The organism is Bradyrhizobium sp. Arg237L (assembly GCF_029990105.1).
Taxonomy (GTDB): Bacteria; Pseudomonadota; Alphaproteobacteria; order Rhizobiales; family Xanthobacteraceae; genus Bradyrhizobium.
On the sequence record NZ_JAQMIL010000164.1, the window covers coordinates 1 to 2,364 of the forward strand.

1 protein-coding gene is annotated in these 2,364 nt (G+C 61.8%); it reads left to right on the forward strand.

Going from position 1 to position 2,364, the window contains the following annotated elements:
- Window positions 1-704: 704 nt before the first annotated feature.
- Window positions 705-2,297: an outer membrane beta-barrel protein gene (locus tag OZ411_RS42705; RefSeq protein ID WP_349017087.1), complete on the forward strand. Its 1,593-nt coding sequence runs from the start codon at window positions 705-707 to the stop codon at window positions 2,295-2,297.
- Window positions 2,298-2,364 lie beyond the last annotated feature (67 nt).

Genomic DNA, 2,364 nt, shown 5'->3' on the forward strand with positions numbered 1-2,364 from the left:
TTTGTTGCACGGGACCCATGGGTGCAACCGGCACCCGGCTTTCCCTGCGCCCTCTGATCTCGAGGAGGGTGAAACGAGACGCAAAGCTCGGGCGATCCATGCCGCGAGAACGCAGACTCATATCCTCACGCTGTTTGAAATTTAAACTAGAACCCATCCCTCGTCATTGCGAGCGCAGCGAAGCAATCCATACCTCCGCGCGTGGAGAGGTGGATTGCTTCGCTGCGCTCGCAATGACGGCGTCGTCCTGGCGAAGGCCAGGACCCATAACCACAGGCTTTTGTCGTGTGCTCCGCTGCAACCGCTTGCTCGCGCCACAACACCTCCCTGTGGTTATGGGTCCCGTCTTTCGACGGGACGACAGTCGTAGGATGGGTAGAGCGAAGCGAAACCCATCCCACGGACTGCTCCACCACAGCCTCCCGTGGTAATGCTTGGCTCAATTCCGGGCGAGCCGCTGTTGCGGGGCCTGGCTGATGTGCTATCTCCGGTGGTGTTCGAATCTTCGCCCCCTACCATAGTGCGGGCTCAGTAATGCGTAGTTGGTTTCCTCGAGGAAAAGGACTCGGCTCGTGTTACGGATGCGGTACGTGGTGGCGGTCGGCGTGCTCATGGCGCTGAACGGAACGGATGCTTTTTCTGCGGACATTGTGAGGTCGGTCGTGAAGGCGCCGCCACTGCCGTGGACCTAGAGCGGCTTCTATATCGGCGGACATTTTGGCGGAGGCTCTGGCATCACCCATGTCGGTGATCCCTACGGTCCGTCGATCTATGGCGACGACATCCGTACGCCGAAGGCCCTCATCGGCGGCCAGCTTGGCTACAACTGGCAGCAGGCCGGATCGCCATGGGTGTTCGGCCTCGAAGCTGATGTCTCTGCCGTCGATGCCGACGGCACCAACACCTGCCTTGCCTATTCCGGCCTGTTCGTCTCGGCGAACTGCCGTATCCAGCAGGATGCGATGGGTACCATCACCGGGCGGGTCGGCCAGGCCTTCGGGCCGGCCGGTCACTCGCTGGCCTATGTGAAAGGCGGCGCCGCGTTTCTGTCGAGCCGTTTCTCGATGACGACCAACGCTCTCGATTTCTTCGGGCGGCCGGAAGCTTCGGTGAACGCCAATGCGGTGCAGTGGGGATGGACAATCGGGCTCGGTGTCGAGCACGCGCTGGCACCGGCTTGGTCGATGAAGCTGGAATACGACTATGCCAATTTCGGGAGCCGCGACATCGTGACGCCGCTTGGCGGTTTTCAGACGGTGCCGCTCGATCCAGCCAGCCTGGTCGAGACCGCTGGTCTGCCGACGGCAGTCCGGCAGGACAGCCATGTCGTCAAGCTGGGCGTGAACTATCGCCCTGGTGCGGACGCATCGCGCGGCTGGGACAACCGGCCCGCCGCTTTGCTGACGGCGGCGCCTTCGGTCTCCGGGTGGTCGGCGGAAGTCGGCGCGCGTTACTGGTACAGCAGCGGTCGCTATCAGAACGATCTCGGCATGAGCACAGATCAGCCGCTGCAGAACGCGCTGATTTCACGGCTCACCTATGAGACCACAGGGCACTCCGGTGAGGTGTTCGGCCGGGTCGACAGTCCGGCCAGGGTGTTCCTGAAAGGCTTCGCCGGCGGCGGCGGGCTGACATCCGGCCACATGAACGATGAGGATTGGCTACCAACCTATCGCGACACGGCCATGGCCTATTCGAACACATACCAGGGCAGGGTCGAGGGCACGATCGCCTATGCCACGCTGGACGTTGGATACACCTTGCTGGAAACGCCGGGCGCGAAACTCGGGGCGTTCGCAGGCTATAATTTCTATCGCGACCGCAAGGACTCCTATGGATGCGCGCAGATTGCGTATCCCGGCGGCGGTGTGATTTGCGCCGTTCCGTCGCCGACCACCGGGATCACAATCTCGCAGTCCGAAGACTGGCACTCTCTGCGCGTCGGTGTGAACGCGATGGTCACGATTGCCCCCGGGCTCAAGCTCACGGCCGATGCGGCCTATTTGCCCTACGTCTCCGTTTCCGGTCTCGATACACATTACTTGCGTTCTGACGAGTCGTCGCCCTATTCCCCGGCCAACGGCACCGGGCGCGGCATGCAGCTCGAAGCCGTGCTGACCTATGACGTGACCGAGCGCTTCAGCGTCGGCGTCGGCGGCCGCTTCTGGTCGATGTGGACGACCGATGTTCTCACCAGGGGATTCGGCAGTCCGTTTCCGACGTCGGTCCTCCCGATCCGTGCCGAACGCTTCGGCACGTTCCTGCAGTCATCCTACAAGTTCAATGCAGTGAATTAGAGCGTTTTCGAGCGAAGTGGATACCGGTTCGCGTGAAGAAAACGCGTCAAAACAAGAATCTAGAGCT